The organism is Clostridium sp. DFI.1.208 (genome assembly GCF_024463855.1).
Classification (GTDB): domain Bacteria; phylum Bacillota_I; class Bacilli_A; order Erysipelotrichales; family Erysipelotrichaceae; genus Clostridium_AQ.
The window spans coordinates 1-26599 of record NZ_JANGCA010000037.1; the positions used below are offsets into that span (position 1 = coordinate 1).

The 26599-nt window shown below is 44.0% G+C and carries 22 protein-coding genes and 1 pseudogene; 21 read left to right on the forward strand and 2 right to left on the reverse strand.

The window, feature by feature from the left end; genetic code table 11:
- From NE665_RS16665 to pepT, 12 genes are all read left to right on the forward strand, one after another.
- On the forward strand, window positions 1-361 hold a 361-nt coding region (locus tag NE665_RS16665; protein WP_256302575.1), incomplete at its 5' end, for a hypothetical protein.
- Between the two features lie 27 nt (window positions 362-388).
- Window positions 389-580 (forward strand): hypothetical protein, encoded by a 192-nt coding sequence (locus tag NE665_RS16670; RefSeq protein WP_256302576.1) that lies wholly within the window; start codon window positions 389-391, stop codon window positions 578-580.
- 528 nt (window positions 581-1108) lie between these two features.
- Entirely contained in the window at window positions 1109-1558 is a 450-nt protein-coding gene (locus tag NE665_RS16675) for a hypothetical protein (protein WP_216881090.1), read from the forward strand.
- A 3-nt stretch (window positions 1559-1561) separates the two neighbouring features.
- Window positions 1562-2428, forward strand: a complete 867-nt coding sequence (locus NE665_RS16680) for a hypothetical protein (protein WP_216881087.1) — start codon at window positions 1562-1564, stop codon at window positions 2426-2428.
- A gap of 35 nt (window positions 2429-2463) precedes the next feature.
- Entirely contained in the window at window positions 2464-4095 is a 1632-nt protein-coding gene (mobP3, locus tag NE665_RS16685; protein WP_216881083.1) for a MobP3 family relaxase, read from the forward strand.
- Entirely contained in the window at window positions 4092-6113 is a 2022-nt protein-coding gene (locus NE665_RS16690; RefSeq protein ID WP_216881064.1) for a type IV secretory system conjugative DNA transfer family protein, read from the forward strand. Before mobP3 ends, NE665_RS16690 begins: the two co-directional genes overlap by 4 nt.
- An 84-nt stretch (window positions 6114-6197) precedes the next feature.
- Window positions 6198-7337 (forward strand): pentapeptide repeat-containing protein, encoded by a 1140-nt coding sequence (locus NE665_RS16695; RefSeq protein ID WP_216881061.1) that lies wholly within the window; start codon window positions 6198-6200, stop codon window positions 7335-7337.
- Window positions 7337-8443, forward strand: coding sequence for a hypothetical protein (locus NE665_RS16700; protein WP_216881058.1), 1107 nt, complete (start codon window positions 7337-7339; stop codon window positions 8441-8443). The genes NE665_RS16695 and NE665_RS16700 overlap by 1 nt, the downstream gene beginning before the upstream one ends.
- Before the next feature lie 46 nt (window positions 8444-8489).
- Window positions 8490-9776, forward strand: a complete 1287-nt coding sequence (locus tag NE665_RS16705; protein WP_216881055.1) for a DUF3991 and TOPRIM domain-containing protein — start codon at window positions 8490-8492, stop codon at window positions 9774-9776.
- Window positions 9777-10122: 346 nt separating this feature from the next.
- Window positions 10123-11580, forward strand: a complete 1458-nt coding sequence (locus NE665_RS16710; protein WP_256302577.1) for a recombinase family protein — start codon at window positions 10123-10125, stop codon at window positions 11578-11580.
- A 528-nt stretch (window positions 11581-12108) separates the two neighbouring features.
- Window positions 12109-12555 (forward strand): DUF2383 domain-containing protein, encoded by a 447-nt coding sequence (locus NE665_RS16715; protein WP_117444560.1) that lies wholly within the window; start codon window positions 12109-12111, stop codon window positions 12553-12555.
- A 61-nt stretch (window positions 12556-12616) separates the two neighbouring features.
- On the forward strand, window positions 12617-13840 hold the full coding sequence (gene pepT / locus NE665_RS16720) for a peptidase T (protein WP_117444559.1): 1224 nt from the start codon (window positions 12617-12619) through the stop codon (window positions 13838-13840).
- Window positions 13841-14620: 780 nt separating this feature from the next.
- Here pepT and NE665_RS16725 read toward each other — a convergent pair.
- Complete coding sequence (locus NE665_RS16725; RefSeq protein ID WP_117444558.1) at window positions 14621-15256, reverse strand: pentapeptide repeat-containing protein; 636 nt, start codon at window positions 15254-15256, stop codon at window positions 14621-14623.
- A 373-nt stretch (window positions 15257-15629) separates the two neighbouring features.
- Between NE665_RS16725 and NE665_RS16730 the strand changes: the two genes are divergently transcribed.
- From NE665_RS16730 to NE665_RS16740, 3 genes and pseudogenes are all read left to right on the forward strand, one after another.
- Window positions 15630-17777, forward strand: coding sequence for a Tex family protein (locus NE665_RS16730; RefSeq protein WP_117444557.1), 2148 nt, complete (start codon window positions 15630-15632; stop codon window positions 17775-17777).
- Window positions 17778-17934: 157 nt separating this feature from the next.
- Window positions 17935-18777: pseudogene (locus NE665_RS16735) on the forward strand (transketolase); the annotation flags it as partial.
- Complete coding sequence (locus tag NE665_RS16740) at window positions 18774-19706, forward strand: transketolase family protein (protein WP_256302578.1); 933 nt, start codon at window positions 18774-18776, stop codon at window positions 19704-19706. The pseudogene NE665_RS16735 and the gene NE665_RS16740, both read left to right, overlap by 4 nt.
- Window positions 19707-20159: 453 nt before the next feature.
- On the opposite strand, the gene NE665_RS16745 is transcribed toward NE665_RS16740, so the two are convergent.
- Window positions 20160-21167 (reverse strand): serine hydrolase, encoded by a 1008-nt coding sequence (locus NE665_RS16745; RefSeq protein ID WP_117444575.1) that lies wholly within the window; start codon window positions 21165-21167, stop codon window positions 20160-20162.
- A 150-nt stretch (window positions 21168-21317) separates the two neighbouring features.
- On the opposite strand from NE665_RS16745, the gene vanR reads away from it, so the two are divergent.
- From vanR to NE665_RS16775, 6 genes are all read left to right on the forward strand, one after another.
- Complete coding sequence (gene vanR / locus NE665_RS16750) at window positions 21318-22007, forward strand: VanR-ABDEGLN family response regulator transcription factor (RefSeq protein WP_117444554.1); 690 nt, start codon at window positions 21318-21320, stop codon at window positions 22005-22007.
- Window positions 21997-23097 carry a HAMP domain-containing sensor histidine kinase gene (locus NE665_RS16755; RefSeq protein WP_117444553.1) on the forward strand — a complete coding sequence of 367 codons (1101 nt, stop codon included), beginning with the start codon at window positions 21997-21999 and terminating at the stop codon, window positions 23095-23097. Before vanR ends, NE665_RS16755 begins: the two co-directional genes overlap by 11 nt.
- Entirely contained in the window at window positions 23094-24215 is a 1122-nt protein-coding gene (locus NE665_RS16760) for a HAMP domain-containing sensor histidine kinase (protein ID WP_117444552.1), read from the forward strand. The genes NE665_RS16755 and NE665_RS16760 overlap by 4 nt, the downstream gene beginning before the upstream one ends.
- A gap of 29 nt (window positions 24216-24244) precedes the next feature.
- Window positions 24245-24760 carry a hypothetical protein gene (locus NE665_RS16765; protein ID WP_117444551.1) on the forward strand — a complete coding sequence of 172 codons (516 nt, stop codon included), beginning with the start codon at window positions 24245-24247 and terminating at the stop codon, window positions 24758-24760.
- A 104-nt stretch (window positions 24761-24864) separates the two neighbouring features.
- Entirely contained in the window at window positions 24865-25134 is a 270-nt protein-coding gene (locus NE665_RS16770; protein ID WP_002608232.1) for an ACT domain-containing protein, read from the forward strand.
- Between the two features lie 12 nt (window positions 25135-25146).
- Complete coding sequence (locus NE665_RS16775; protein ID WP_117444550.1) at window positions 25147-26505, forward strand: PFL family protein; 1359 nt, start codon at window positions 25147-25149, stop codon at window positions 26503-26505.
- Window positions 26506-26599 lie beyond the last annotated feature (94 nt).

The following is a 26599-nucleotide window of genomic DNA, read 5'->3' on the forward strand; positions in this document are numbered from 1 at the left end:
TCATATCGATAGACATCGAATAGAAAAGATCTTACGCCCTGCATATGAAGAGATCGATAGAGATGACATTACCGGAGAGATCCTGCAGGGAGGTAACACGATGCTATTTATCGAATATGAATATGGAGTCTTTGAAGATGTAGCACGAGAATGGATGGCGACTGCAAAAGGACTCATGCAAAGCAAAGCGGAGGTGACAAGAATTTTTGATGGTCTGTATCTGCTCGATCCAGACCACTGCGGAGCGCTGGAGATCAGGCAACAGGACGAGAATACCAGTTGCACATATAGAGTGCATAGCATCTCTCATCTGTGTGAATTCCTCTACAAATTCGCAGAATTCAAAACGATCGCAATATGATAAAGCAAGAAAGAAAACAGAAAAGATATGTTTGAAATGAAGTCATCGGAAAGATGGCTTTTTTACTTTCTTCATTTTTCCATAGCTGCCGATGGCAGTGCCAGCGGCAGCAGCGCCGGTATGATCTACGCCGGCGGGAAAAAGAGAAAGACACTTCTCTATGACCTGGCAAGTTGCCAGGTCATAGATTCAAGAAGTGATATACAGGAATCGAAATGATGATAAGGAAGGTAAAAAGATGAGGAAGAACAATATGTATCAGGACTTCGATCATGGTAAAAAACACTTGAAGGAGTACCAGAGATGGCTGGCTCCCTCCCGGGAGCCGCCACTTCACTAAAAACAGCGTTTTTAGTGAAGCAGGATAAGGGAAAACGTATACGTTTTCGTGGGAACAAACGGTCAACGACCGTTTTTTTAGTGCTTTGGAGAATATATGTATACATTATGCAGACATAAATAAATCCTTTATTTATCATAGTTTTTAAATATCAAAAAGGGCTTTAAAAATATGTATTTCGCTTTATAGAGCAAGTATACATTTCTGTATACATATAACTATAAATAATCGTATACGTGTATACATTTTGTATACACAGCTTATATACCTTATATTTTAAAGCGATTTCACGTAATCTTAAGCTTTAGAACACAAATTTGTATACAAACTCAATTTTATATGTATACAAAAAACAAGCAATCAATATCTAATTTTTAAGTCAATGAATAGACTAGAAGGAGTACCAAATGGAGAAAAAAACTTTATCTATTCGAGTTAGCGATATTGCTCTAGATAAACTTCAACAGTTATATTATTTAGAAGAAGAAAGAAAGAAAAAATACAATGAGTCCACACTAACGAAAGGAGAAATTTTAGAAGAAGCCATCGATAATTATTATGCAATAAAATTGGATAAGGACACCGGTTCCGATTATCTTACCAGAATGAATCTGATGATCCAGGATGCTCTAAAACAACAAAACAACCAAAGAGATATGACCCTCAACAATATCCTTCGCTATGCCATGATGTCTTATGAAGCTAGTGTCACCATGCTCAAAAATTTCAGGCTCTCCGATGAGGAACGTCCAAAGGATTTTGAAGATGCCAAGAATCTCGTTCAAAATCTGGACAGTATCTTTGAAGACAGCATCTTTGAAAAAGTTGCGAAAGAGCTTGGCGAGGAGGTCGATTGATCTATGCTCATCATGGATGTTTTTGATAGTCTGAGTGATCACCTGGAAAAGGGATATTCCTGTTATCGAAAGATGCGAGGCTCCGATCCCAATGGCTTCAATTATGACATGCTCGAAAATTCCCTGGACGTTACCAGGAAATCTTATATGAACTGCTTGGAAGATAATTTTGATCACTCCTTGTTGGAACGTATCGAACGACAGTGTCAGAAAAAGGGACAACAGGTCTTCAGTGCTGACTTCTTGAATGACCTCATAGAAGTCTATATGGAGGAACGATTTGCGAAGCCACGATATTTCTTCGATATGGATGGCGTCCTGTTCAAATTCGATAACACTCTGACTACTCTTGAGCCACTATATGAGGAAGGCTACTTCAGGAACCTTCCTCCTCATCGTCTCGCTGTCCACTGTCTGCAGGAGATGCTGATGGAGAACCCTGAACAGGTCTATATCCTATCACATTATATCAACTCTCCCTTCGCTGAACGTGAAAAGCGAGAGGTATTGCAGGAACTCTTCCCCTCTTTGGATCCACACAACGTGATCCTGGTCCCTTACGGAGAAAACAAGACAGACCATGTACCGCTAAGAGTCAAAGAGAATGATTTCCTCATAGATGACTATAACAAAAATCTTGTATACTGGAGAGATGCCGGTGGATATGCGATCAAATTCGTGAATGATATAAACGACAGACACGGATCCTGGAAAGGAAGCAGAGTCGAATACGATGACCCTGAACTCATCAGTTCCTTGAACCATATATTTGAACATGCTGTCACAAGTGAAGATCTGGCAATGACTCTGGAGCCTTATATGCAACAAAAGCTGGAGGTGTTACGATCGCATGCAGATATCGGTTTTTGATCACATGGCAATCTGCCAGGTAGGAGGTATCCATCATGAGTAAGGCTTATGTCATCAGTAAATTCCGCTTCCTGGAATGTGGGAAAGCTCCACCGAAAGGCTCTCGATTCAAAGGAACTCTCTCTACGGAGTCTCTATTAGACTGGAGTGAATATACCGGCAGAGAAAAAGCAGCTGACAGAAAGAAAGAACGTAGTATGCATGAAGGTGGACTCTTAGGATATACAAGTCAGGATGATACGACACGCACCTTTTCCAGTGACGGCTGGCTTACGAAAGAAAAAATGGCAGGATTCAAGAAGAAGATAGCTAAGGCATTCTGCAAAGATGGCGATATCTGTTGGGATACCGTCATCTCTCTAAAAAACTATCAGGACTCCTTCCAAAGCAATATGTATGATGTCAATGATTATGCCGCCATCGTTTCCAAATTGTTGCCCGGATATTTCAAAAGTATAGGGCTCGACCCGGACAACATGATCTGGTGGATGAACTATCACAACAATAAGAAGAATCCCCATATGCATATCGTGTTCATGGAAAAGGTCCATACCAGAACGCGTGGTAAGCTGGCGCAGAAATACCTGGACAAATATAAAAGCACCTGGTTGAAGGAATTAGGTCTCCGTCAGGAATTTGCCAAGAGATATAAAAAGGATCCGAAAAATGTCTTCAAGGAAAAAGATGTGTTGAGGAAGACTCTGATCTCCGGGATCGACATGAGATTCCATGATCAGTTGCTTCATAGCTTTTACACGACGCTGCCGAAAAAAGGGAGACTTTCTTATAATTCGAAGCATATGAAGCCATACAGGAGACAGCTCAACCTGATCATCCGCTCCTTACTGCAGGATGAAGAGATACGACCGGTGTATGAACAGTGGCTCGATAAGGTCGAGATGTTGGATGATTTTCAGAACACACTTGCGAATGAGAAGATCTCCCACTTCAAGAAAACAGAACTGGATAAGCTCTACACCCGGCTCGGGAATATGATCCTGGAACATGCGAAATATAAAGAGACAGAATGCAAACAAGAATATGATCTATGGTTCTCAAAACAGAATATCCGTTATCAGGATGAACAGATATATCGTATCAAGCTGCAGGAGCGAGCAGCCTGTATCGATCTGCCATCTGATGCAGCCCTGTTCCTGGATGAACGGGGCTTTTATCATGTCGAAATCGAACAAGATAAAAGCTACACGCTCCATCGGTATGCAAAAAATCTCGATGCCTGGAAAGACATCTCTGAAACAGATACATTGCAGATCGATAGAGACACCCTCTTCCGCTATATGCATGCGAAGGATATATCGTTATCCGAAGGTGAGCCTAAGATCTCTGCAGGTCAAGATAGCCGTATATCGCTTATAGATGCGGCTGATGAGACTGATGTGCAGTTCCTTACGGATAGTTCAAAAGAGATACCGCATGATTCCCAACGATCCACACATGCTCGCTCAGAAGGTCCCCATGTCCGTATGGGGATGCGGAAAAAAGCAAAGGTGTTCCACAACCAAAAACTAAGTGCAGTCCTGAAAAAAGGCTCCAAGCGGATCCTGCATCAGGATGCACAGGAAAAAGAAAGAGATCTGGAAAGATTCATAAGAGAATATGAGGAACAACAGATCCGAAGTGAAGAAAGGGGTAAAGAATATATATGATACGAAAGCTCATGATCTCATTGTTTGGGACATTGCTTGCAAGGATACTCATAGACCTTGCGGCCATCAATCTGATCAACACACTCGTATTTGACAGACTGGAACCATCCTTCGATCTCAGCCTGCTGGATCAGATACCACGAGCCAGATTGGTCATCAATATACTGACAGTACTCATCGCAGTCTTCATCTTCCTGGGTATGTTTTCAAAAAGCACCAAGAAGAAGCTGGACGATGATAAGAAGAATTTTACACATCTCTCCTCTATCCATGAAGCGAAGCGCAGTCTGACCAGAGTGCAATTTCATGAAGCAGACAAAGAAAAGTCAACCAAAGAAGATATACGATGGGTATTGAACGAAACATCCTTTCTGACGAAAGCCGATCGTATTCTGAACTATCCGAAGCTTCCTTATAATGCTCTCCTGACATTCTTTCGGGTCGATGACTGGCACAAGCTCAATACCGTAAGACGCTGGGAGATAGATGGGAAGTCTGTCACGCAGCGTGCCGGCCTCCCCATCTATATGCCGAGATTCCGGAAGCATACGATCTTCGTCGATGCAAACGACAATCATTCGATCCTGATCGGTACGACGAATTCCGGTAAGACCTTCTCTGTCATCCTGCAGATGATCGAGCTCGTCTGTATGTCCGGTGAATGTGCCGTCATCAACGATCCCAAAGGAGAGCTCTACGAATATACGGCAAAGCAATTCGAAGAGGCCGGGTATGAGATCATCAAGTTGAATCTCGTCAATGCGAAGGCTTCCGATGCCTGGGCTCCCTTAGAACTGGCATGGGATACATGGAAGAAAGCTTATATGGATCATCAGGAGGCACTGAAGGAATGGAAAGCAGAAGAGACTACCTTCACACCTGCCGAGAAAGCAGAGTGGCTGGCCAGGATACCGGAGCCTGACTACTCTCAGGCGATCGAATTCCTCAAGGATCTTGCGAACAGTCTCACCTATGATCCGAACGTCAAGGATCCCTTCTGGAACGATTCCGCAAGGGACTGCATCATCGGGATGGCTGCTTTCCTGATGGAAGAAGCGATCAAGAATGGTGATATGACAGAAGGCATCGTGAACTTCAAGGCGATCAAGCTGGGGTTGAACTATGCAGATGTGAAGCTGACGAAAGAACAACAGAAAGCACTGCAGGTACGCTCCGACAACATCTTGGGCGCAGTGTTGGAAAAATCAAGAAGGATGGATGATACGAGTTATATGTATCTGATGGATTATTGCAACGCACCGGAACAGACGCGGCAGAGCATCAAGAAGGTCCTTGCGACGAAGATCGATATTCTGACGATGAACGAACAGATCATGCGGATGACCTCCTATTCGGATTTCGATATGAAGGCTCTCGGTCAGAAGAAGATGGTGATCTATCTGATCGTGCATGATGAGAAGAAGACCTACTATCCACTCGTCACAATCTTCCTAAAGCAGCTCTATGAGGTGATCATCAACGAAGCCAGAGGGAATAAAGGAAGACTCCCCATCCCTGTGAATGTCATATTGGATGAGTTCGGTAACTGTCCTCCATTGAAGGATATCCAGAGCATGTTGACTGCATCCCGTTCCCGTGGTGTACGTTTCTCACTGGTCGTGCAGGATCTTTCTCAGTTAGGAGAAGTCTATGGGGACAAGGTAGCGACGACGATCCAGAACAACTGTTCCAATACGGTATATATCTTAGGTTCACAGATGGATACGTTAAAAAGATTTAGTGAGATGTGCGGGTCCAGACAGATATGGCTGCCATCGAAAAGCTGGTATGAGACGCGTCCTGTCATAAGCATCGATCGTCTACAAAAGTTGAATCTTGGTGAAGTCGTCATACACAGGCAGAGAAAATCTCCTTTCATTGCAAGGATGATCCCTTATGACAGATGCAAGTTCTATAGAGGCAAGAATATGGATCCAAACGAAGAGAAATCACCAAAGCCGGCTGTCAGATGGATCGATATGAAGTCTCTGTTATCGAATTATGGAGATGTATTCTGACAACATGGCAATCTGCCATGTGTGTAATGACTATGAACACGATATTACCCGGCAACTTGCCGGGTAATGGAAAGGAAGAAGAAAATGGATGAAGAACAGATAAAGAGCTTCGTACAAACGAATAGTGAGATATCGTTGATGGATTTTTACAAAAGCTTGGAAAGACAGCAGCGAGAAGCCGGATACAGTATGCAAAAGACCAGTCTGATCTTTCCGCAGCGTCAGATCATCGAACTGGAAGGAAAGAGCTCCTGCAAGATATTCACTTCTTATTTTGAAAACTGTGAATTCATGAACCTGGAACTGATGGATACAGCCGGCTATGATCAAAGGATATTGGAGGGGAATATCTTCAAAGGCTGCACCTTCACGAACTGTAGGAATATCGCGTCGATGAATGCATGTACGTTCATCGACTGTAATTTCAATGCCTGTGACCTCAGACATACCTCGTTCGTCCGCTGCACGTTTGAAAATACGAGTGCAGGAGACTGCGATTTCCGAATGGCGAATTTCTCCCTCGCCGATCATGCAAAGCTGTATATAGCATATGAGACCTGTAAGGTAGAGGATACTCTGCTGCAGCTGCAGGCATCGGAAGAAGAGAGGAAGCAGACCGGCGATCCGATCAAAATGGATATCTGCCTCGATATGCTGGAGTGTTCCCTGAAACTGCTCCGTGATGCGATCCGTCTCGACAGTGATGCGCAGATGACACTCGATCCGATCGCTCACGACCTGAATGCCTATATACAGATGACGCGAAAGGCGATGGAATCAGAAGGAATCCGGGAACGTGAGGAAACAGAGATACTGACCGATCTCGACGTACATGAAGCATGGGCGAATCAGATCTGTCGGAGGACAGAGGAGATGCCTGCCATCGATTGGACGAAGAGCAATTACAGCAGGATGAACCTGAAGAACCGGAATCTGTCCGGTATCGACTTCACCGGTTCCCTCATGAAGAACTGTGACTTTACAGCCTGTAACCTCACCGGAGTCGATTTCACCGGCTGTAATCTCACCGGTGCCATATTTTTGAATGCGATCCTTGCGCAGAATACCTTCGATGGCGCAAAGCTGGAGGACATCAAGATCGACCAGAAGAACCTGCAGCTATTCGAAAATGCCGGCATCGCTGTGAATACGGACCAGACCGGCCCCATGAATATCTCTGTCAATCGCAGCGTCTTATCGAGGAAAGGAAATACGGCCGTCTGATGGAAGACAGATACCAACGCTATCAGAACACTGCCTTCACCAGTCAACAATGGTACATCATAAAAAAAGCGATCGATGATGATATCGAAGTCAAGGATATCGCAGATCCAAGATTCAGCGTCGAGCAGCTGACACTCCTCATAGACGCAAGGAGATCCGGAATCGACTTATCCGGATTGATAGATCCGGATATCAAGGAAGGGCAGCTGAAACAGATATTGGAAAAGATAGCGAATGAGATGGGACTCTATGATGAGCATTATGAAAAGGTCAGAAGGAAATGGCTTCGGAATATCACCTGGATGCTCATCATCGGTTCCGCCATTACGATCATTGCTTCTCTGCTCTATGTCACGAAGGATGAGTGGCTGAAATACTTTGAAGAGCTGTACCTGTCTTTCGATCGTGAGACGATACAGCTCGAGGCAGGAGAACCATTCGAGCCTGCCTCCTACATCCGTTCTTATGATCCCGAAGCAGTGATCACCTTTCCAAATCGTGATGAGATCGATACAAAAAAGCCCGGCTCCTATTGGGCAGTCTACCATATTAGTAACGGCAAGAAGGAAAAGGATATGAAGCTGCTCGTGGAAGTGAAGGACACAAAAGCACCGGTTATAAGATTGAAGAGATCCAGCGTAACTGTGTCTGATCGTTCCGAGCTGAAGGCGGAGGAATATATAGATTCTGTCATCGATATCGTCGATGGTGATCTTCGCAAGAAGACGACGTTCGAAACGACAGAAGACCAGATCGTTTATAAAGTGAGCGACGCACATGGGAACGAAGCACGGAAGACCTTGGATATCCATATAGAAAAGCCAAAAAGTAATGAGATAGAGAGCGTTCCAAAGACAGAAGGACCACAACCAGACACTCCACAGCAACAGGAACAGGGGGATTCACCAATAGAAAAAGATATACCTGTTACGGCACAGGGCAGATCGTTTCCTTTCATAGAAGGCAAGACCTTCGATCAGACGTATCAGGAATGTATGGCAGCCGGTAATGCAGCAGTAAGCGCAGGCCAGGCAAATACGGCATCCTGTACCGTCTATGATGACGAGAATGGAATCCATAAAGGATACGTTTTAAATTTTGACTGATGATACCTGGCAAGTTGCCAGGTATTTTTTTAGGAGGTAAGGACACATGAAAGAGATCATCAACATCAGTATTCCAAAATCACGCTTCAAACAGAAGATCAAACAGGCGAATGGTACGAAGTACAGCCATCGCGTCATCCTTCCGAAGGAAGCAGGAGCTTATAAATATCATGTACTATTGATCAGTGAGGACTTCGTACAAGAGGATATCGACAATAAAGACAACAACGTCCTGCATTTTTATGCAGATCGTGAGATTCAGTTGTCACAACATCATCGAACGCCTAACGGAGAGGATGTCTATGAAAAAATCAGGGTCATGCCGAAGGAATTGTACAAGAGCTTCTATGGTGAATACAAAGACAATAGCAGGAAGAGGTTCTCTGATGAGGAAATCGAATTTCTGAAGAAGAATATATCTGTAATGGATTTCCTGCGGGATCGGGCGGGCTTCAGCTTCCAAAGGCAAGGACAGCATTATTACCGCTGTGATCAGCACAGTTCTCTCGTCATCGATACGAGGAACAACGCTATGTTCTGGCATACGGAGCATATCAATGGATCCGCATTGGAATATCTGAGAAAGGCAGAAGGCAAGACGTTCCCGGAGGCGATGAATATCCTGATCGAATATCATAACGGACTTGCCCCTGACAAGAAACAGTATATCGCACCGAAATATGAGCAGATAGAATTCAAGCTTCCGGATTCTCAAAAGAATATCTCGAAGATCTATGAGTACCTATGTGACAAACGAAAGATCGACCGTAATCTCGTCAAGCGATTCGTCGATGACGGCAAGATCTTTCTGGATGCGAAAGGAAACTGCGTCTTCGCATGTGAGAACTATAAAGGAAAGATAGATTCCGCCTTCGTACGTTCGACCTATTCGGGCTTTCGAGGAGATGTCGGTGGAGGAAATAAATTTACCGGGTTTTTCATTGAAATGGATCCAAAGGCCACGAAACTAGTCTTGACAGAAGCCTATATCGATGGGTTATCTTATATCACGGCCAAGAAGCAAGCCGGTGAGAAGATAGACTTCAACGTACTCGCATGCGACAGCTGTAATGTCATGAATGAGACATTCCGTGTAAATTATCTCACTCGCCCTGTCCTGAATCAGAATATCGATACCGTCATACTTGCATCGGATAACGATAAAGCAGGCAGAGCAGCTGCGGAAGAGTTCAAAGCATTCGTCCGACCATTCCATAGGATACAGAACGTCGTCGATGATCTACCATCCCTCGGCTCTGACTGGAACAAGGATCTGCAGAAGATGTATGAGGTCCCGGAAGTAACTCTGGGAAAAACGATGATGATGAAATAGCTCTTATATCCCTTAAGCTATCCAGTCCTATCCTGATCGCCTCAAAAAGTACAAATCATTATTTTAGTAGTGTATCGTAAGTTTGATATTTCACAATAAAAAGGCTACTCTCTGGTGTGAAGATAGGAGCTAGGTCTTCTATCATACTATCATGATATTCTTATTTTTTGATGTTGTCAGCACTTCGACTTTTATCTAAAAAAGTGCTTGACAATCATCATAGTCGTCTGTATTATAATAATGTATTATCTTTGAGATACCTAATGGTCAATTCAATTAAAGTGTCCTTGCAGATATTTGCGTGGATGCTTTTTTTGTTCAAAAAAGCAAACAAAGGCGGAGATATATGGAATATAATTTTTCTCTTCATATATCAAAGGAAAGAACTTTGACATATGAGATAAAAATCATCCTCAGAAAGTGTGTGATATTCTCACACGAAGGAGGTAAACATATGAAAATATTTGGCTACGCCAGAAGAAGCTCATCAGAAAAAAGTAAATCGAACTACAGTATCGAATCACAAAAACGAGTATGCAATGAGCTTGCTGCAAGAGATGACAGGACGATAGAAAAATGGTATGTCGATGAAGGCTATTCCGGAACGACATTGAAGCGACCTCACATGCAAGAGATGTTGAAGGACATAGCTGCAGCGAATCAAGAAATCATCATCTATGTCTGGTTAGCATCCAGATTATCCAGAGATGCGAATCATTGTAACTCCCTTCGTTATGTTTTTAGCAAGTACAATGTCACCGTCATCTCTGATAATAGAGACTGGGCTAGCTTGGAAGACATCGAATTACATCCGGATAAGACGATCGGTCCACGGATCATTACACTTTCCGATGAAACAGAAGTGCATCGTGATCGTAAGAGAACACGTATAGGTCTGACTACTTCAGCTTATAAAGGAAATTATACGAAAGGAGGAAAGACGCCACCTACCGGATATCTATTTAAGAATAATCCGGGAGAGAATGCTAAAGGAAGAAAAGTGGAAATCGATATTGCATATGTCGAAACAATGCTGTATATCCTAACACAGGTTCATGATCACAAGAGATCACTGGATTCACTAGCGATCGAATTAGATTCCAAACTAGCCTGTGGAGTACACTGGTCTTATACAAAAATCTACAGAGCAGTCACGGATCCTATCATATATGGAAGACTCTTGACATCGTATGTTGACATACGAGATCATTCTCCGGCATATTGTTCACAGAAATATTACGAAGAGATACAGAAAATATTGCATGGGAGAAGGAAAGAATATCATTACAAATATCTATTCAAAAATCTAATCAAATGTGAAGACTGTGATTGCTGGTGTAGTGAGATTCCTACGATCCACTATCCGCGTAACGGAAATAGAAAAGGAAGAAGAGTCTATAAATATTATTATTGTCCTAGTTGTAAAAAGAGGATCAACGAACAAATCCTTTTAAACAAAATAATCCATCATATCAATGCACTTTTGGATGAGACAACGAATTTTGAAGTTGTAGAAGATATCTCCAGAAGGATAGGTAAGATAGAGAAACGATTAAAATTCCTCGACTTTGAATATGAGGAGGGTTACCTCGACGACGCTGCATATATCGAAGAACGCAAGAGACTGCTATCTAAGAAAAGGAATTTAGATAAGGATATGAAAAGATTGAGAAATAAAGCAATAAAAAAATTCAATGAGTATACATACATAGAACAGAAACAGATCATCAAAAGATCATTTCTTTGCATTCGTATAGATTTAAAAACAAGGTCTGTCATCGATATAGAGAAATTAGAGAAATAATCAAATTATACAGAAGCAAAGATTCTTTTGCTTCTGTTTTAAATTTTGCAAAAAAGAGGTTTACAATTTTATATATAGGGTATAAAATATAAATGACCAAGGTGTCGAGGCCGAGGAGATGATATTTTGTTTTATCATCCGTTCTCCCTCCATATGTTAAATAAGTCGATAGTTATCGGCTTTTTTTTGTGTTTTTCCGAAATTATGACCAACAAATTGACCAACAGTTTAACGTAAGTTTGCGCGAATTCTTCCCTTTTTCAAACCGCTTATGCTATTCAATTCGCTATCTTATGAAATGGCAGTCCTATAGACACATGGAAAACGCATATGATTCATAATGCGTTTCCATTATATAATGTTGTAACTTATAGAGACTCACAAAAAGGTATTTCACAAAAAGCCTGTAAATTTGTTAGAAAACCGGAGAGGGATACATGGATAGCACGAAATCCAGCATGTATTCCATACATTTTGCAGGTATGGGAAAAAGGTATGTCATCCATACTATGCATGAGGTGATATACAATGGATAACAATGCAATCGTAGAAGAATTAAACCAGCTGCTGAAGGGCACGCACATGGGAATCGGTATATTTGAAGATTTGGAGGCGAAGCTGCAGAGTGAACGACTCAAAAAGGAATTTCATGGACTACTGGATAAGCTGAAAATGCACGCACATTCTCTAAGCGCTTTAATTCAGACATGCGGTGGTGATCCGGTTGAAAGCGCCGGATTGAAAGGCATGGTGACCGACGCTGTCGAAATGCTGAAAAACCTGATGATTAGTAATGATAAGCAGGTTCTGGAGGAAGCAGTCAAAAATATGAAAATGGCGCAGAAGGCTTTGCATGCATTTGATGAGAAGCATCTTGTCTTAAACGATCAGATGAAGAAAACAATGCGGATCATGCAGGAGGATTATGAATCCATGTACCATATGCTGCATAAATATCTGATTGAATTTCAATAATCCTACTGGAGAGTTTGAACGTTTCCGTGTATAATCGTATCTATAGAAAGAAGGGTTAAGCATGAACGTTCAGGAAAGATTTTTACACTATGTATCCTTTGATACGAAATCTGATGAGCATTCCCAGACAACACCAAGCTCTTTGAAGCAGCTGAAGCTGGCAGAGGCGCTTGTGGATGAAATGAAGGCTATCGGCATCGAGGATGCATATGTAGATGAATTCGGTATCGTATATGGTACGATACCGGCAACAACCAAAAAGGATGTAAAATCCATCGGATTTATCGCGCATATGGATACATCACCGGATATGAGCGGCAGGGATGTAAAGCCGAGAATTGTCAAATCCTATGATGGATCCGATATCGTGCTGAATGAAGAGCTGGGTATCAAAATGGGAGTCCATGATTTTGCGTGCCTGCAGGAGAAAATCGGTGAGGATTTGATCGTGACAGATGGAACGACTCTGTTGGGTGCTGATGATAAGGCTGGAATTGCTGAAATTATGACGATGGCAGAAGCTGTGCTACAGGAAAAGCGTGAACATGGAAAAATTTGTCTGGCATTTACGCCAGATGAAGAGGTTGGCCGGGGAACGGATCATTTCCGTGTTCCGGAATTTGGAGCTGATTTTGCATATACGGTTGACGGTGGAGAGGTAGACTGCGTGGATTATGAAAACTTCAATGCCGCAAGTGCAGAAATTCAAATCCAGGGACTGAGCATCCATCCGGGTAGTGCAAAGGATAAAATGATCAATGCTCTGCTGGTAGCGATGGAATTTCACTCCATGCTGCCAGTACAGAAAAATCCTGCTTATACGGAAGGCTATGAAGGCTTTAATCATCTGACAGAGCTCCACGGAGAATGTGAGCATGCCTATATGTCCTACATTATTCGCAATCACAGTGAAGAACTGTTTGAACAGCAGAAGGCAGAGTTTCAAAGAATCGCGGATTATCTGAATCAGAAATATCCGGAAAACACCATTCAGCTGCAGATTCATGACAGCTATGCAAATATGCGTACCATTATTGAAAAGGATATGCAAATCATTGAGCTGGTGAAGACGTCTATGAAGCAGATCGGACTGGAGCCGAAGTCCACAGCAATTCGTGGAGGTACGGATGGTGCCCGCCTGACCTATGACGGTCTTCCTTGTCCTAACCTTGGAACCGGTGGGTATAACTACCATGGAAAGTATGAGTTTGCTTCCATTCAGGAGATGCAGAAAAGTGTTGAGCTGCTGCTTAAAATTGTGGAAAATAACGTGCAGGAAGCATAGGAAGAATATAGTTGTACCGATGATTGTTTTAAAATAAGTGCAAGAAAACAGAAGATTGAAGTCTACTGCATGTGCAGGAAATCATTCTTCTGTTTTTCCTGTTTGTAAAGTGAGGAAGGCTTCCCCCCCCGCTGCTCGTGTATGCGGACGGATAACCAATACGCCTGTCCTTTTTTCACATTATAACGTTTTATGGTATTGGTGTTTCATCATATAGTATATGGACAAGCAATTTCTATAAGGCTTCCCCTACACTGTCCATGTATGCGAACGGATATGCAATGCAGGTGCTTTCTTCGCATAATACGTTTTTATGACATTGGTATTTTATTATATTTTATATGGACAAGAAGTTTCCTTTTATCAGATAGTCTCTTTTATTCAACAATTTTTTCAACAATCATTTCTTTTCAACAGTCAATTTCTTTTCATCAATTATCACTTTTCAAAAACCAGTTTATTCTCAACAAGAAGTTCCTTTTTAACAATCATTTTCTTTTTTTTATCCTTTTTATATAGTAAAGCAGTTCCTTTAAAGGCGGCATTGCTTCAACAATGGGAGCGTTTTTTGCATGCTACATAAGCATCCATTCAGCAATGCGTATTTCCGCAAGCATGACAAACGCCGTTGCAAACGTACACCTTGTTTTATGCGGCTTTTTGTATAAGACAGTATCCTTTCTTTGTAGGCATAGAAAAAGTGTCCTCAGAAAAGACACTGTTCAGATCATATGTTTTTGAAAAAAACCAATGCAAAAGAGCAATTGACAAGGCAGCTTGTTATTCCTTGACGATGATTCCCAGCAGCTGTACCAGACGAAGTGCCTGCTGCTCGTTGACGATGACTCCGCGGATATGATCCATTGTCAGACTGATACCTTCAATGTCGCTGGAGGAAAGATCCATGCCCTTTAAATTCGTATTGTGAAACTCGCTCTCCCGCAAATCACAGCTGTCGTAAACTGTTTTCTGATACTCGCACTGAATGAAGCTCGCATTTGAAAAATTGCTGTTCTCAAAAATAACCTGCCGAAATCTGGAGCCTGACAAATTGGCATAGGCAGCCTTCAGATTAGTGAAAAGGGTATTGTGTATGACACAATCGCTGAAATCGATTCCCATACAGCGACAGTTGCGGAAAACACAGCGGTGAATAGCTCCCTTGTTGAAATGCAGGTTTGACAGCTCGCAATTTTCAAACACGGTATCAATCATATCGATTGCATCAAACTCACAATCCTCAAAAAACACATTACGAAAGACGCAGCCATCCAAATGCAAGGCAGTATACTCCTCATTGCTGATGGTGATACCGTCAAATTCCATTCCTTCCACATAATTGTCCTCATCAATGCAGGCATACAAGCTTTGTGCCTTCGCATATGATGGGCGCAGGCGGGGCTGTACGATTTTCATTATATCCACATCCTTTGGGTTCTATTGTACCGTATTCTCTTCGGTATGAAAAGAAAATCTCCGTAAAAATTTCAGCAACTGTTTTCCACTCATCGCTTTTCCATAGCGGTATTCGTATAAATTCCAAGGAAGCATCACCTTTTGCAGGCTGGAAAACCGCAGCAGACTGCTTGTACATTTTTTTTGTTTAATATGTCTCCTGTAGATCACTACCTGATCAGCGATAGCGATCCCCGGGCGTATGTACAGCAGACTCAGAAATAGAAGTCTTGTATTTCCAGGGAATCCTCTATATAATGAAGACGTTGAAAAAACGATTGCGTATTTATGAAGGATATTGATAGAACGCAGTAGATAAAGGAAGGTACATATTATGGAACATATCATACAGCCAATGGCGGCTTCTTTGCATATCCAGCCGGAACAGATCAAAAATACACTGCAGCTGCTGGAGGAAGGAAACACCGTTCCATTCATTGCCCGTTACCGTAAGGAAGTGACCAAGGGACTGGATGAAGAACAGATTCGTGTTATTCAGGAACAATATGAGTACCAGGTGAATCTGGAAAAGCGCAAGGAGGATGTCAAGCGTCTGATCGAGCAGCAGGGCAAGCTGACAGAAGAAATTATTGCATCAGTCAACGCCTGTGAAAAGCTTTCACAGGTTGAGGATATTTATCGTCCGTACCAGCAGAAGCGGAAAACGCGGGCAAGTGATGCGACGGCGCGTGGCTTGAAGCCGTTTGCGGAGTGGATGCTGAAGCTGCTGCGGGATGCGGATGTGAGTAAAGAAGCGAAGCGATATTTGAATGATAAGGTGCCCGATGTGGAGGCTGCCATACAGGGAGCTCAGGATATCCTTGCGGAAATGGCGAGTGATGATCCGGCTGTACGTCAGAAAATTCGCAGCAGTATGGAGCGCTATGGCAAGTTAACGACGAAGGAAAAGAAAAAGCATACCGATGAGAAAAAGGTATATAAAATGTATTATGACTATAGCGAGCGTGTAACCACACTGGCCAGTCATCGTATCATGGCAATCGACCGTGGGGAAAAGGAAAAGGTGCTTGCTGTAACCATTGAATTTGATAAGGATTACATCATTGACTGGACAACCCGCCGATTTACGAAAAAACGCCAGAGTCCGTGTGCGGCATATATCGAGGAAGCTGTGCGTGACGGGCTGAAGCGGCTTGCCTTCCCGGCGGTGGAGCGTGAAATTCGATCCCAGCTGAGTGAAAAAGCACACGAGCAGTCCATCGAAGTGTTCTCCCTGAATCTGGAACGTCTGTTGATGCAGCCACCGATGAAAAACAAAATGGTGCTTGGCTTTGATCCGGCCTTTCGTACCGGCTGTAAGCTGGCTGTCGTAGATAAAAATGGAAATATGCTGGAGGTCAGTGTGATTTATCCAACGCCGCCCAATGCGAAAATCAAGGAAGCAAAGCAGAAAATGCTGCAGCTGTTACAGACCTATCCTATCGATGTCATCGCCATTGGAAACGGTACGGCCAGCAGAGAGAGTGAAGCCTTTGTCGCTGCGCTGATCCGGGAATATCATTTGCAGGCTGCCTATACCATTGTTTCTGAGGCAGGGGCATCCGTGTATTCCGCAAGCAAGCTGGCACGGGAGGAATTCCCTGATCTGCATGTGGAGCAGCGCTCTGCCATTTCCATTGCACGCAGGATCATTGACCCGCTATCCGAACTGATCAAAATCGATCCCCAGTCAATCGGTGTGGGACAGTATCAGCACGACCTTCCCACAGCCCGCTTAAAGGAACGTCTTGATTTTGTCGTTTCCAAGGCGGTGAACCGTGTCGGTGTCAATGTGAATACAGCGTCTCAGGAGCTGTTGAAAAATATATCCGGCCTCAGTCAGGCTACGGCGAAATCCATTGTGGATTATCGCAGGGAGCACGGCGAGCTGAAAAACAGAAAGGAATTGAAGAAAATTCCGAAGATCGGTGCTAAATCCTATGAGCAGGCAGCAGGCTTTTTGCGTATTGAGGATGGGGATGAGCTGCTGGATCGCACCAGTATTCACCCGGAGAGCTATGCCACCGCCAGAATGGTGTTACAGCAGCTGAAGCTCAGTGAACAGGATATGGGTAGTGAGCAGGCGCAGGAAGTGATTCAGCAGGCGGATGTGGATACATTGATTCGCACTTGTGACAGTGACCGTTATACGATTCAGGATATTCTGGAAGCGATTGCGACTCCGTTAAGAGATTATCGTGAGCGCTATGATGCACCGCTGCTGCGAAGTGATGTGCTGGAGCTTGAGGATTTGCACATCGGGGATCAGCTGGAGGGAGTTGTCCGTAATGTGGTGGATTTTGGAGCTTTTGTGGATATCGGACTGCATGAGGACGGTCTTGTCCATATCTCCAAAATGAGCAGGCACCGTATTGCGCATCCAAGCGATAAGGTATCGGTAGGAGATATCGTGAAGGTCTGGGTATACAATATCGATGAGGAAAAGCAGAAGGTTCAGCTGTCACTGCTGCCGATGCAATAGAAAGAAATTTGCGGTTCTGTTGAACCGATGGATAAGAGTATTCATGAAAGCAGCCGTTAAGAACATTTGTTCAAAAAAACGGCTGCTCTTTTACAATTTCACATAATATTGTATGTGCAATGCAGGGGTTTTATAGTATAATAAACGTGTTCAAAACAAGGAGGACTATAGAATGTACCAATTAGAAGATCTAAAGGGAAAAGCGAATAACATTCGCAAGAACATCGTTAAGACGGTTACAGAAGCAAAATCCGGTCATCCGGGTGGGAGTCTGTCTTCTGTAGAAATCGCAACGGCAATTTACTTTACACAGATGGATATCACCTCAGACAACGTGGCATCAACGAATAGGGATCGTTTTGTCCTGTCAAAGGGTCATGCTTCACCGCTGCTGTATTCCGTACTGGCAGAGAAAGGGCTGATCGAGGAGGAAGAGCTGTCAACGTTCCGTAAAATCAACTCCCGCCTGCAGGGACACCCAAGCATGCGCAAGCTGCCTGGTGTCGATATGTCTACCGGATCACTGGGACAGGGAATCTCCTGTGCAGTCGGTATGGCACTGGCGAACAAATACAACAAGGAAGACCACCGTATTTATACGATTTTAGGCGATGGGGAATGTCAGGAAGGCCAGGTATGGGAAGCTGCGATGGCGGCATCACACTACAAGCTGGATAACCTTTTGGCATTCGTTGACCACAACGGTTTGCAGATTGACGGTAATGTAACCGATGTTATGAATCCAACACCGATTGATGAAAAATTCAAGGCATTCGGATGGAATGTTATCGTTCTGGAAAACGGAAACGATCTGGAAAGCGTAATTGCTGCCTGCGAAGAAGCGAAAACGGTCAAGGGAAAACCAACGGTTGTCGTAGCTCACACAGTTAAGGGTAAGGGCGTATCCTTCATGGAAAACAAAGCTGGCTGGCATGGAACTGCACCGAGTGCAGAACAGTGTGCGGAAGCAATTGCAGAACTTGAAGGAGGATGTAAATAATGGCAAAGATGGCTACTCGTGAAGCGTATGGAAAAGCGCTTGCTGAACTGGCAAAGGAAAATAAAAAAATTCTGGTACTGGATGCTGATTTATCCGGTTCCACAAAAACAGGAGAAGTAAAGAAGGTTGCTCCTGAACAGCATTTCAACTTCGGTATTGCAGAGGGAAATATGATGGCTGCTGCTGCTGGTATGGCAACAAGCGGAAACATCGTATTTGCAAGCACCTTTGCAATGTTTGCAGCCGGACGTGCGTTTGAGCAGGTTCGTAACTCCATCTGTTATCCGCACCTGAATGTAAAGGTATGTGCAACACATGCCGGGCTTACCGTAGGTGAGGATGGCGCAAGCCACCAGAGTGTTGAGGATGTTGCTTTGATGAGAAGCATTCCGGGTATGGTTGTTATTTCACCGGCTGACGGTGTGGAAACAAAGGCGGCTATCCGTGCGGTGGCTGCATATGACGGTCCTTGCTACGTACGTCTTGGTAGAATGGCGGTAGAGGATGTTTATACAGAGGATACCCTGAATTTCCAGATTGGAAAAGGTAATGTTATCCGCAAAGGAAACAAGGTTGCGTTGATTGCAACTGGAATCATGGTGGAGGCTGCCATGAAGGCTGCGGATACCTTGAAGGAAAAAGGTATGGATGTAACGGTTGTTGACATGCACACCATCAAACCGATTGATGAAGAGCTGATCGTTGAGCTGACAAAGGATCACGATTTGTTTGTAACCTGTGAAGAGCACAGTGTCATTGGTGGACTGGGTAGTGCTGTTGCCGAGGTTCTCAGCCAGAAAGCTCCTAAGAAGCTTGCTATGGTCGGAATCAAGGATACATTCGGTGAAAGTGGAACACCTGCTGCTCTGCTTGAGAAATACGGCCTGACTGCAAACGATATCGTTAAGGCAGTCGAAGACAATAAGTAAAGCATAAGAATAGAGAAGCTGTAGGATTTGGTTATCGGATAAAATCTTGCAGCTTTTTTTCTGTACCAGCGCCGTTTTACAGGTGAGTAAAAAAAAGGGCATGATAGAAACGTGCTTATGCAGGTCATGATCAAAAGCCTGCAAACAAGCGAAGATACATCAAGGGGGGAATGAAGCACAAGCATATGCTTGAGAATATGCTCGCTGTGAGAATATAGCGTTTAAAATATGGATAGAAAAGGAAGTATACACTGTGCGAGATTGCTGTTTATGATTTTTTAAGGGTATAGCAAAGTGGATAAAAAAAGCAGAACCGCCAGTGCGCTTCTGCCTTGCTTTAGGGTAGTTGTATAAAAAAAGATTTCATTTCTATTGAAGAATACAATAGAAATGAAATCTCCTCTGGTATTTACCCAAAATCAGTAAGAACCTTTCGTGCATCCTGTCACTTTTCTACTTGTTTTTTTCATCTGCTATTGCTGTGTAAATGGCCTTTGCATCCATGACATTGCCATATTCTGTAGCACTGCCGCCTTCCTCAACAAGCGTTTTTTCTATTTTCTTTGCCTTGGCGCTGATTACCATATACTGTTGGCCATCCTTCATTCTGGCCACACTGATCAGACAATAGCCTGCCTCCGGTGTAAAGCCGCTTTTACCACCGATGATTTCACCGCCGGAAAATTTCAAATCATCATCGTAAAACAGCAGCGTGCTTTCAAGCTTCAATCCGTTTGGATGCTGCTTCGTGGCAGGAATCGTATAACGCAGAGTCGTCATCACCTTGCGGAAGGCGGGGTTTTTCCATGCGTGATCCATCATTTTTTTTATGTCCTGCAATGTCGTGTAATGCTGTTTATCATGCAGTCCGGTCGTATTTGTGAAATGCGTATGCAGCATACCCATACCGGCGGCTTTTTTGTTCATATCCTTCACAAAATTTGGAATACTGCCGTTTAAATGATTAGCTAAAGCGTTTGCGCCATCTGCACCGGAGGGAAGAATCAGTGCGTATAAAAGATCCTCCAGTGTTACCTGTTCTCCTGCCTCCAGTCCTGCGACACTTGCATTTGCCTCCGCTAGACCTTCGATATCCTTTTCGGAAATTGTGATTTTTTTATGCAGATTCTCAATGTTATCCAGAGCAACGATTGCTGTGAGCACCTTGGTCAGGGATGCCGGAAACAGCTTGTCATCGCTGTTTTTTTCATAGAGTATCTGCTGATCCTGTAAATCGATCACCATGGCATAGTGGCTGTTCAGGGAAATGCCCTCCAGCCGTTTCTTTATGTTCTGCTGATTTGCATCAAGTCCTTGTCCTGTGACAGGGGTTGATGCTTCCTCCTGCTTCATGAAATCGGGATAATAGTCCTTGATTTGTATGTACATAGTGACGTCCAGAAACAGCAGAAGCAGGGCTGCTGCTGCCACAAGCCACCATCTTTTTCTTATATTTCGCATTTCTGTCAACTCCTCCATTATCATATCACAGATAGTAAAATAGTCCATGACAAATATAGGAAAACGGCCTCTTAATTTTTTCTTACATTACAAACTTGTCGCGACGGATGCTGCTGGATTTGTTATAATAGAAACATGGAGGGATTTTTCATGCAGACAAAAATACTGGTTTTAGATGATGAAAAGGAAATTGCAGACCTCGTTGCTCTGTATTTGAACAATGAAGGCTATGAAGTACATAAATTTTACGACAGCAAGGATGCGCTGGAATATATGAAAAGCAACCGTGTTGACCTGGCACTGTTGGATGTGATGATGCCGGAAATCAGCGGATTTGAAATATGCAGGATCATACGGGAGAAATATATGTTTCCGGTGATCATGCTGACTGCGAAGGTGGAGGATGTGGATAAAATACAGGGGCTTTCTCTGGGGGCGGATGACTATATTACAAAGCCGTTCAATCCGCTGGAGCTGGTAGCCCGTGTCAAGGCACAGCTGCGCCGCTATAAAAAATATAACCCGTCACAGGAAAATGTGAATGTGATTGACTTTAAAGGGCTGATTATCGACAATGATTCCCATCGATGCACCCTGTATGACGAAGTGCTTAATCTGACACCGATTGAATTTTCAATCCTGTGGTATTTATGCAAGAATCGTGGACGCGTGATCACCAGTGAAGAGCTGTTTGAGGCTGTATGGAAGGAAAAATATTTCGATAGCAACAATACGGTGATGGTGCATATCCGCCGTCTGCGTGAAAAAATGCATGAGCCGCCAAGAAATCCGAAATTCATTAAAACGGTGTGGGGCGTAGGATACCAGATTGAAGAATAGCACCTATCGCAGATTGCGGAAGCATCTTGCATATCTGTATTTGTTTATGACTGCGCTGATTATGGGAATCATCGGCATTATCATTTTTCTGCTGGATCATTATGCACAGGTTTTCAGCAGTCAGGGAACCCTCAGTGATTCCGATTTTCTGCTGTTTTATCTGAAGCATGAGCTGGAATTCAATCTGTTTCTGCTGGCGGCAGGGACAGCACTTCTTCTGTATCTGTTTGTGCTGCTCTTTTTTCAAAATCTGGACGTACTGCTTGATACCGTCCAGGGGAAGCCGGTGGAACGACTGCCCTTCAGCTATCGCTATCTGCCGGAAATAGAACTGGCCAGAGGAAGAATTCAGGATATGCTGGAGAAAAAGCAGCGTACCCGGCAGCTTTCAATTCAGGAAAAGGAGCATAAAAACGAGCTGCTGATGTATCTGGCGCATGACCTGAAAACACCACTGACCTCAATGATCGGTTATATTAACCATATTCTCGACCATAGGGTGGATCAGGAGCAGCTGGATACCTCGATTCGCATCACCTATGAAAAGGCGCAGCGTCTGGATGATCTGATTGATGAATTTTCGGAAATTCTGCGCTATGACGATAAGGTATCCCAGCTGGAAATCACCAGAATCGATTTGAACAGTATGCTGCAGCAGCAGCTGGCAGGCTTTTATCCGCTTATGGAGGAAAAGGGAATCCGTCTGCAGCTGCATCTGGCGGATCATATGGAAATCAGCGGAGACTTTGATAAGCTGCAGCGTGTATTTGATAATCTTATGCGCAATGCCATCAACTACAGTATTCCGCAGACAGAAATACGGATTGCCGGTATGCTGTATGAGGATGGGGTGCGATTGACCTATAGCAATGAAGGTGAGTCTATGGATGCCGCTTCCGTTCAGCATCTGTTTGATAAATTCTATCGGGCAGGCAGTGCTCGAACATCAACCAGCGGAGGTGCAGGATTGGGACTGGCTATCGCCCGAGAAATCATTGAGCTGCATCAGGGAAAAATTACAGCGGATATGGAGGGGACGACCATCACCTTTACCCTGCAGCTTCCGTATGAACAGAAGGTGATGTTATGAAACGGGCGTATTTAAAAGCACTGCGCCGCCGGCTGATTATTAAATATGCATGCATCATCATCGGAATCACGTTGGGAACGATTACACTGATCTATCTGTTCGATGATGTACTCAACGGTGTGGTAATCGACTTTATCCGGCTGTTTATGGAAACCGGAGATCCATTTGCGATGTTTCGCAAAATTTATATCATTGTTCTGCCGCTGCTCATTGTAGCTGCCATTATCCTTATGATTTATTTTCTATGTCGCGATCTTGTCAATTATATGCGCATATTGATGCGTGGGATGGAGGATGTCATGCGAAAGGATCGCTCCCGCTTTGATTTTCCAAAGGAAATGAAGGAGGCAGAGCAGCTAATCATGGCACTGTCGGATGATTATCAGAACTATCTGAAGGCAGCTGCGCAGGATGAAGAGAAGAAGAAGGATTTGATCTATCTGCTAGCACAGGATATCAAAATGCCGCTGTCCAATATTCTGATGTATCTGGAATTTCTGCATAAGGAAACGCGTATTTCCCCGGAAATTCAAAAGGATTTTGTCGTACAGGTACTGCATAAATCACTGGATTTGGAGGATATGATCAATGAGTTCTTTGATATCACCCGATTTAATCTGCAATATGCGAAATGGAATCCCGAGCATATGTATTTGGATCGCATGATGGAACAGGTGGTTGATGAATACTATATGCTGATGGAAGAAAAGCAGATGGAGGTTTCCATGGAAAGCGGCAGCGGACTGGACCTGTATGCGGACAATGAAAAAATAGCACGCGTCATGCGGGATCTTCTGCGTAATCTGGTAGAACTGGGGACGGTGGGGGCCACCATTCATATCCGGATGCAGGATTTCGATATGCGCTATGAGGTGCTCATGGAGGTGGAATCCAGACATCTCTCAGCATATCAGATTGCCCATATCTTTCACAATTATTATCGGCTGGAGGATGTGCATGGCGAGGGCAAGCTGCATGTATTGGGACTGGGCATCGCCAGACAGATTATGGATATGCAGAAGGGAACCCTGCGGGCCAGCTCCATTGACAGGCTGCTGAGCTTTACTGTCCAGATTCCCAAGGCTTTTGTACCGGGACGTAAGGAATCCGTGATATAATACGATAGAAAGAAAAAGCAGGTGAAAAAATGAATGTAGAAATAGGAGAAGTATTTCCTTCCGCAATCGAAGAGGAAGGAACAGTAATGGATGTTGTCGATGGTGAATTTGTATTTATCATCAAGGATGAGAAATGGATGGAGGAGGAGTGTCAGGCGATGAAGCACAATCCGCTGACACTGGATTTCGTTTATAAATATGATATCGCAGTCTTTCTGCTTACACTGGAGGATGCTATTGATACCAGTGACTTCATATTCAATGTACATGATAATGAATATCCGGAAAGTCTGTATCGCAGCTTTGAAAACGGTGAGGGCTACGGTATGACGCTGTATCTGATCGATGGAAGGAATATGGTATGTGCAAAGCGCCGTGTGCGCCTGTCGCAGAGTATGTCCAATACGATTTCCAAATATCTTGCGAAGCAGAAGCAGGCTATGTTTATGGAGGAGGAGTTTACGTGCAATCTGCAGGGGCTGCAGGCTGCCTGGGAACCGTTTGAAATGCAGAAAATGGCATTGGAAAGCGAAACCTTTAAATAAGGAATGTAAGAAAATGAAACTGTCATGTAATTTTTATCATTTTGTGTTGTGATTTTTTCACAATTACAGTATAATGGAAAATAAGCTTGAGAAGGAGGAATTGTATGAGAGCAGTTGTGAGTGTGATTGGAAAGGATATGGTGGGAATCCTCGCCAAAGTCAGTGCAGAATGTGAAAATGCAAATATGAATGTGATTGAGGTGTCCCAGACACTGCTTCAGGATATGTTCGCAATGATCATGCTGATTGATATAACAAAGGGAAATACAACGCTGGCCGATTTTGCGGCTCATATGGAGAATGTGGGAAAACAGAGTGGATTGACCATTCATGTCATGCATGAGGACATTTTCAACTCCATGCATAAGATATAGGATGGTGAAGGTATGATAAACGTACATGATATACTGGAAACCATTAAAATGATCGATGAGGAATATCTCGATGTCCGCACGATTACGATGGGAATTTCTCTGCTGGACTGCTGCGATAGCGATATTGATAAGTCCTGTGAGAAAATTTATAAGAAGATTACACGTCTGGCAAAGGATCTTGTAAAGACGGGAGAGGATATTGAACGGGAATATGGTATCCCTATCATCAACAAGCGAATTTCCGTAACACCGATTGCTATGCTTGTCGCAGTCAGCGGCGGTGATCCGGTAAAATATGCTCATACGCTGGAGCGCTGTGCACAGACGGTAGGTGTCAATTTCATCGGCGGTTATTCTGCACTTGTACAAAAGGGCTGTGCAGCCGGTGATCGGGAGCTGATGGAATCCATTCCAAGAGCTTTAGCGGAAACAGAGCACGTGTGTGCTTCTGTCAACGTCGGTTCTACCAAGGCCGGAATCAATATGAATGCGGTGGAGCTGATGGGACGCATGGTGAAGGAAGCTGCCGAGCTGACCAAGGATGATAATTGTATCGGTGCCGCAAAGCTGGTTGTCTTTTGCAACGCGCCGGAGGATAATCCGTTTATGGCTGGTGCGTTCCACGGTGTTGGAGAAGCTGACTGTGTTATCAATGTCGGTGTCAGTGGGCCGGGGGTTGTTCGTGCCGCATTGGCAAAGGCGGATAAATCCCTGCCGATGAATGAGCTGGCGGATATCATAAAGAAAACAGCATTTAAGGTAACCCGTATGGGACAGCTGGTAGGAACCTTGGCGAGCGAGCGATTGGGCGTACCCTTTGGGATCGTTGATCTGTCGCTGGCACCTACCCCTGCCATCGGGGATTCCGTTGCCTATATTTTAGAGGAAATGGGTCTGGAAAGCTGTGGCGCCTATGGAACGACAGCCTGTCTGGCAATGCTGAATGATGCTGTGAAAAAGGGCGGTGTCATGGCTAGCAGTACGGTCGGCGGTCTTTCCGGAGCCTTTATTCCGGTGAGTGAGGATGCCGGGATGATTGCGGCGACCAGAGCAGGAACCCTGTGTCTGGAAAAGCTGGAGGCTATGACAGCGGTATGCTCGGTTGGTCTGGACATGGTTGTTATTCCGGGGGAAACAACACCGGAGGTTATTTCCGGAATCATTGCGGATGAGGCAGCCATCGGTATGGTCAACTCCAAAACAACTGCAGTTCGTGCCATCCCTGCGATTGGCAAGAAGGTTGGAGAAGAGCTGGAATTCGGCGGCTTGCTGGGAAGTGGTCCTGTCATGAATATCAATCAGACAGACTGTTCTGTCATGATCCACAGAAAGGGCAGAATTCCTGCACCGATTCAGGCCTTGAAAAACTAACCAGTAGGTTGAATTTTCGTATCATAAGGTAGTCGGCTGAATGCACAGATAGTAACAGCAATCATAAAGAAACTCCTGGACATAGGGCGAGGTT

Excerpts from the sequence above, each read along its gene's own strand:
- NE665_RS16670 (WP_256302576.1), top strand. The coding sequence starts at position 389 with ATGTTTGAAATGAAGTCATCGGAAAGATGGCTTTTTTACTTTCTTCAT.
- NE665_RS16675 (WP_216881090.1), top strand. The coding sequence starts at position 1,109 with ATGGAGAAAAAAACTTTATCTATTCGAGTTAGCGATATTGCTCTAGAT.
- NE665_RS16680 (WP_216881087.1), top strand. The coding sequence starts at position 1,562 with ATGCTCATCATGGATGTTTTTGATAGTCTGAGTGATCACCTGGAAAAG.
- mobP3 (WP_216881083.1), top strand. The coding sequence starts at position 2,464 with ATGAGTAAGGCTTATGTCATCAGTAAATTCCGCTTCCTGGAATGTGGG.
- NE665_RS16690 (WP_216881064.1), top strand. The coding sequence starts at position 4,092 with ATGATACGAAAGCTCATGATCTCATTGTTTGGGACATTGCTTGCAAGG.
- NE665_RS16695 (WP_216881061.1), top strand. The coding sequence starts at position 6,198 with ATGGATGAAGAACAGATAAAGAGCTTCGTACAAACGAATAGTGAGATA.
- NE665_RS16700 (WP_216881058.1), top strand. The coding sequence starts at position 7,337 with ATGGAAGACAGATACCAACGCTATCAGAACACTGCCTTCACCAGTCAA.
- NE665_RS16705 (WP_216881055.1), top strand. The coding sequence starts at position 8,490 with ATGAAAGAGATCATCAACATCAGTATTCCAAAATCACGCTTCAAACAG.
- NE665_RS16710 (WP_256302577.1), top strand. The coding sequence starts at position 10,123 with ATGGAATATAATTTTTCTCTTCATATATCAAAGGAAAGAACTTTGACA.
- NE665_RS16715 (WP_117444560.1), top strand. The coding sequence starts at position 12,109 with ATGGATAACAATGCAATCGTAGAAGAATTAAACCAGCTGCTGAAGGGC.
- pepT (WP_117444559.1), top strand. The coding sequence starts at position 12,617 with ATGAACGTTCAGGAAAGATTTTTACACTATGTATCCTTTGATACGAAA.
- NE665_RS16725 (WP_117444558.1), bottom strand. The coding sequence starts at position 15,256 with ATGAAAATCGTACAGCCCCGCCTGCGCCCATCATATGCGAAGGCACAA.
- NE665_RS16730 (WP_117444557.1), top strand. The coding sequence starts at position 15,630 with ATGGAACATATCATACAGCCAATGGCGGCTTCTTTGCATATCCAGCCG.
- NE665_RS16745 (WP_117444575.1), bottom strand. The coding sequence starts at position 21,167 with ATGCGAAATATAAGAAAAAGATGGTGGCTTGTGGCAGCAGCAGCCCTG.
- vanR (WP_117444554.1), top strand. The coding sequence starts at position 21,318 with ATGCAGACAAAAATACTGGTTTTAGATGATGAAAAGGAAATTGCAGAC.
- NE665_RS16760 (WP_117444552.1), top strand. The coding sequence starts at position 23,094 with ATGAAACGGGCGTATTTAAAAGCACTGCGCCGCCGGCTGATTATTAAA.
- NE665_RS16765 (WP_117444551.1), top strand. The coding sequence starts at position 24,245 with ATGAATGTAGAAATAGGAGAAGTATTTCCTTCCGCAATCGAAGAGGAA.
- NE665_RS16770 (WP_002608232.1), top strand. The coding sequence starts at position 24,865 with ATGAGAGCAGTTGTGAGTGTGATTGGAAAGGATATGGTGGGAATCCTC.
- NE665_RS16775 (WP_117444550.1), top strand. The coding sequence starts at position 25,147 with ATGATAAACGTACATGATATACTGGAAACCATTAAAATGATCGATGAG.